A 5,403-nucleotide genomic window follows, 5' to 3' on the forward strand; every position below is an offset into this window, starting at 1 on the left:
GCATACTGCTTCCAAGTGTTTGTATTCATGCCGGAAAGCAATAGCAGACAGATTCCGGATTGTCCAGTTTTATTTTCTATCTTCTTGATTCAGCCTGTGTTACCACCACGGGTAACACAGCCCTGGGCCAATATACGGGCTCTTATTATATTGTCAACTGTTGCATTGCGCCGACCAATGCATTTAAGACAAACGTGATTACGGCGTACTATTACGCCAACAATATTGAGTCCAATCCGCAGTTTGTGAACAAGGACACGGGCAATTGGCGACTTCAACGGACTTCCCCCTGCGTCAACGCGGGCACGAATGAGGATTGGATGACTTTGGATTTGGACGGCCATTTCAGAATAGACCGGCTTTCCCGCATCGTTGACATAGGCTGTTATGAATATTTTCCGCAGGGCACCGTATTTTCGATACCGTAGCAGATAAATATCTCAAATGGAAACTTCGGAAGGCCTGGTTCGGATGGGACACAGGCTGGCGCGGGCGGCACTTCAATATTTACGGGGAGCCGGTTCCGGAACGTTTTTTCCTGTATTACGGTTACGGCATGTCGCCAACATGTACACTTATGGACGACCTCGATCTGCCCGTGCCGGGATTCGGCCCATATTATGTCGGCCGCAGGCTGCCTTATGCAAAACCATCAGCTAAATCATTAAGAGGATAACAATGAATTCAAATCTTTCCGATTCTGCTTCGTCCCTGCGTATCGGGACATGGCCGCACTGGCATCAGCCGGAATACAAACTGGCCGCGCGGATAAGGGAACTTGGGTTGTCCGTGCGGGATATTGACCACAAGCGGCGCGGCTGCCTTGACAATCTGGACGTGATGATCGTTGAGCAGAACGGATTTAACGATTACATCGAAGTTTACCAGGAGTCCGTGCAGGAATTTGTCCATTCCGGCGGCATTTGCTGGATCCTGCATCAGGACCACGAACGCTGGACGCCGCATTGGCTTCCAAATGAGCTGGCCGACGCTGTTCTCATGCCGCGTTATTATGATACCACCCTTGGAGACCAGGAATATCTCATGCCCGACATCCGCGCCGCGGGCCGGCCGTTGTTTTAGGCGCCAGGCGTGATTGAGCCGGAAGAGATGGTCTACTGGGAGCTTAAATCCAACGGCGTGCATACCACCGCCAAGCGCCCGCCGCAGATTATCAAGAGCGCGGCCATTTCAAGCATAATTCATACGCGTGGCTGGGAAGTGCTGGGCGGTTACCAAGACAGCTGTGTGGCGGATGGCGCCTTGATTATGGAAGCCAAGTACGGCAAAGGATTGTATTTCTGGACGCAATTGCTTTTTCCGGAAGTCAAACCTCCGGATGGCGACAGGGCGCTTGCTTTCTGGGACAAGTTCACCGGCAACATCATGTCCAGGTTTGAGGTGTTCAAACGAAACGGGAATGTCCCGGCCGTTGAAATATCTTCCGGCCGCGGGTGTGCGCAACTGCCCAAAAAGCGCAATTACCGGATGATTTCGCATATCCATTCGCGCGACTGGTGGGGCGCGGGGTCAAGTCCGGCAACCTTGAACGCCGCCATGCGTTATCTGGGCATGGATATTGCCTTGCTTTCGGCCAACAATGCTTTTGCCTTCGGCCGGCCGGTGCTGGAAAATCTTGACCAATACAGCGACGGGCGTGTTCTCCTGGTTCCGGGCGAGGAATTTCATCCGTTTAACTGGGAGCCCGGCGCAAAGTTGCCCAACAGTTTTCATATCCTGAGCAAGGGAACGAATGCTTATAGCAGGAAATTTCGCGCCGGTTTGTTCGACCGGGAGGAGATTGACCGCTACGTGAAAGGCGCCATCGCCCATATCCGGAGTAACGGCGGGATTGCCTGTGCGACGCATGTAACGGATGATTATTGGACAGAATATGATTTTGACGAGGTTGACCTGGGCGCCCGCATGTTACGCGGCCTGGCGGGGACGGAATTGGAACGCGTCTGGTGCGCCGGACGGCGGATCCCCTGTTCAATCTGCCTTGACATGTGGGGCATTCAGATCCTGAAAAAATATCCCGCTTTCATTTTTACTTATGTGGACGGTGTTCCGTCAAAAGAGTCTGTCCTGGCCGCCATCCGCAAGGGACACATGATGCCCGCCTTGCGCATGGCGGAAGCGCATGTTGCGCTGGGACACTATTTGCCGGGAGACATCCTTTCGGTTTCCGAGGCGCGCGCCCTGCAACTGACAATATCGGTCCGGTCGCAAATGCCGATGGACACGATAAAAGTCTTTTCCGGCGAGCGGGTTGTTTTTGAAGGACGGATACAGGGGATGACTTATGACAATCGCGTTGAAATGAAAGATCTTGATTTACGGACATTTATCCGACTGGAAGTCATCGGCGCCGATTGCATGCTGATTACCAATCCGTTTTATTTGACGAAAGAATTGTATCACCAAAATGCCCGCGAGACTGAGGCATTCCTTTAATTTCTATTTTGTCCTTGCAACATAGAAGCGCGGTTTCTATATTACAAGGATGATAACTAGATTGGCTTTAACTTTGATTCGCGAATTGGCGGAACAATTTCGCGCTGTGGGATTGTGGAACTACCCCCTTTTCTTTTTCCTGAAGCCCGGAAATGCGGCCTGAACTTGCCAGACGTCTGGCTGAAAGGCGGTTTCCCGGGCGCGTGTCAAACTTCAAGTCCAACTAAATGGGCGCGCTGGATAGAGGCTTACATTCAGACATTCCATTCGCCATTATCTTGACATTCTTGAGGCTCGTTACCTGGTATGCCGTCTCGCGCCTTTCCATGCCAATTCGGGCAAACGTCTTGTCAAAATGCACAAGCGTTATGTCCGCGATACCGGCTTATGGAATTGAAGCGGTCGGCGCGGAAGGAATAATCATGGAAGCCGCCGCCGGAAGGATATGAAGCTCCTTCTGGAACGTTGCGTGTGTTCAAAGGCCAGAATTTAGGCTTCTTTGGCTGACAAGGAAGAGCGTTTTTTCCTGAGTTTTTTGAAATCAATGCCCAGAAAATATGAAGTCAATCGTTCCTTGGACACGGCCTGCAACCGTATCTTTTAAAACCGTCGGCTGCCGGCTCAACCAGGCCGAAACGGCCGCAATCCGGGCTTCCTTTGAAGAGGCGGGTTTTATAACCGTTCCGTTCGGCCGGCCGTGCGACGTCTGTGTGATCCACGGTTGCGTGGTAACCGCCAGAGCGGAGGAGGACGGCCTGCGCCTGGCCCGCGGCGTTCAACGCCGCTGTCCCGGCGCTCTTGTCATCCTCGCCGGCTGTGCCGCGGAATTGGCGGCCGGGGCGGTATCCGGCGGCGGAGCGGGGTTATGCTTGCGGCGCGCGCCCGGCGGCGCTGCTTATCTGGCCGGGCAAGGCGAAAAATTCAACCTGCCGGAAATCCTGGGCATGCGCTTCCGGCCCGCCGCGGTGAAGTTGTCAGGTCTTTCGCCGCTGTTTGACACGCAGCGTGCTATCGTCAAGATCCAGGACGGGTGCGATTTCCGCTGTTCCTATTGTATTGTTCCCCGTGTGCGCGGGCCCTGCCGCAGCCGTCCGGCCGCGGAGATCATTGATGAAATAACAAAACTGACGCTCCGCGGTTTTCCGGAAATTATCCTGACCGGCGTCAATATCGGCTGTTATGCCGACGGCGGCTGCCGCCTGCCGCAGTTGCTGGAAAAAACCGAGGCCGTTCCCAGCCTGCGGCGGTTCCGGATCAGTTCCCTGGAAATTACAGGCGTGGAGCGGGAGGTGATTGATTTCATGGCGACCTCGCAAAAACTATGCCGGTTTCTGCATCTGCCTCTTCAGAGCGGCAGCGATTCTGTTTTGAAGGCCATGCGGCGGCCTTATACAAGCGAAGATTTTTCCGCGGTCGCGCAATACGCGGAAAAAAAACTCGGCGATTTCGGGTTCGGGACGGATGTCATTATCGGTTTTCCGGGAGAAAGCGAAAAAGATTTCCGGGCCACGGAAGCAATGGCGCGGGACCTGCCCTTCAACAACCTGCATGTTTTCAGTTACAGTCCCCGCCCCGGCACGCCGGCCGCTTCAATGCCGGAGCAGGTATCTCCGTGTGAGAAAAAACAACGGGCGGCGCTGATGATTGAAATCGGCCGGCAAAAGCGGAATGAATTCGCGCGCTCCCTGGTCGGCAAACAACTCAGCCTGGTGGCGGAAAAAGCGCAAAACGGCCGGGCGGAGGGCTGGACCGGCGAATATGTCCGCGCGCGCGTCAAAACGGCCTCCCCGCGGTTGAAACAAATCGTGCGGTTTACGGCCGAAGGCGCGCAGAACGATCTTTTATTGGGTGTCCAGAGCGGGGAATAAAGAATCGCAGTTTTTCAGGGGTTACCTTGGTTTTGCGCATGCGGGGTAAGCAAAATTAATCCGCAGGGCCGCCGCGTGAGTCACGTTTCACGCGCCAACGCGGTCACGTGATGTCGGCCGCGTTTTTGCCGGAGCGCGGATACGGCCCTGTCAATAACCAGAAAGTAACCCCAGACCACGCCGACATTCATCAGCACCACGTAGGCCAGCGAATGGCGTCCGCGGTCCTGGATATCGCAATAATACACCGTGAATATTATCGCCACGCCGGTGATTACCAGATAGGCGCTTATCCACGGTAAATTATCCCATCGCGCGCGGAGCGCCGGCCATTTTCGGGCCGCTAATCCGGCCAGCGCCAGGATGACAAAGAAACGCGCCAGGCCGGCGCTGTTGTTGATAAAAAAAACGCTCATCCAGGCCGTGATTAAATGCGGGCCGGCTTCGGCGCCGCCGGCCGGACGGCGAAACCAGCGATGCTGTCTAAGTTCCGGATCAACCGTCAGAAGCAGTCTGTTGCGCGCGGCAAACACTTCGGCCGCGGTCGCCCGCCAATGCCGAGCCAGATAGTGAAAGTAAACACTCCGTCCCCTGGCGATGATCCAGGGTTTGACCTCCGCAATCAATTCGGGATCGCGGTGCCAGGCAAAATTATCGGCGCCGGCGTAAGTCCCGTTCCTGGCCATTACCGCCGGAGTCAGCGGGAAGCCGCGCCGGGCGAAATAACCGCGCGCCTCGGGATTCGGCAGGATTTTTTTCCCGAGCACGTTCAGGTAGGGCAAATACCAGCGGCCCACCAGGTCCGCGCCGGAACATAAATCCAGAAAAGCGCTGATTTCCGGATGAGCGCGGTAGGCGGGCTTGTCGGTAACCGTTGTCCGGCCCGCGCTCCACTGGGAGAAAATCAGGACGGCCAGCAGGCAGGCGGATATTCCCGCCGCCAGACGGACGGGATAACGCCCTTGGTCCGGATATTTTTTTTGCCGCACGAGGGCGTTCCATGCCAGCGGGAGAATCATGGCCGCAACCAGCAGGGCATGGGTGTCCTTGGCGAGCCCGCACCCGATCGCCGCGGCGG

5 protein-coding genes are annotated in these 5,403 nt (G+C 55.6%); 4 read left to right on the forward strand and 1 reads right to left on the reverse strand.

The features are described from left to right. The first annotated feature begins 59 nt into the window (after positions 1-59). From PHP98_11555 to PHP98_11570, 4 genes are all read left to right on the forward strand, one after another. The gene (locus PHP98_11555) at positions 60-428 is read left to right on the forward strand and encodes a choice-of-anchor Q domain-containing protein (GenBank protein MDD5484264.1); all 369 of its coding nucleotides are present in this window, start codon (positions 60-62) and stop codon (positions 426-428) included. A 250-nt stretch (positions 429-678) separates the two neighbouring features. Next, positions 679-1,083 (forward strand): hypothetical protein, encoded by a 405-nt coding sequence (locus tag PHP98_11560; GenBank protein ID MDD5484265.1) that lies wholly within the window; start codon positions 679-681, stop codon positions 1,081-1,083. Positions 1,084-1,092: 9 nt separating this feature from the next. Then, complete coding sequence (locus PHP98_11565) at positions 1,093-2,457, forward strand: hypothetical protein (protein MDD5484266.1); 1,365 nt, start codon at positions 1,093-1,095, stop codon at positions 2,455-2,457. A 557-nt stretch (positions 2,458-3,014) separates the two neighbouring features. Continuing rightward, a complete protein-coding gene (locus tag PHP98_11570; GenBank protein ID MDD5484267.1) occupies positions 3,015-4,325 on the forward strand; it encodes a MiaB/RimO family radical SAM methylthiotransferase in 1,311 nt (436 codons plus the stop codon). An 80-nt stretch (positions 4,326-4,405) separates the two neighbouring features. Here PHP98_11570 and PHP98_11575 read toward each other — a convergent pair. After that, positions 4,406-5,403 (reverse strand): hypothetical protein (locus PHP98_11575; protein MDD5484268.1); only part of this gene is annotated, 998 nt, incomplete at its 5' end.

Source organism: Kiritimatiellia bacterium, assembly GCA_028715905.1.
Lineage (GTDB): Bacteria > Verrucomicrobiota > Kiritimatiellia > JAAZAB01 > JAAZAB01 > JAQUQV01.

Excerpts from the sequence above, each read along its gene's own strand:
- PHP98_11570 (MDD5484267.1), top strand. The coding sequence starts at position 3,015 with ATGAAGTCAATCGTTCCTTGGACACGGCCTGCAACCGTATCTTTTAAA.
- PHP98_11560 (MDD5484265.1), top strand. The coding sequence starts at position 679 with ATGAATTCAAATCTTTCCGATTCTGCTTCGTCCCTGCGTATCGGGACA.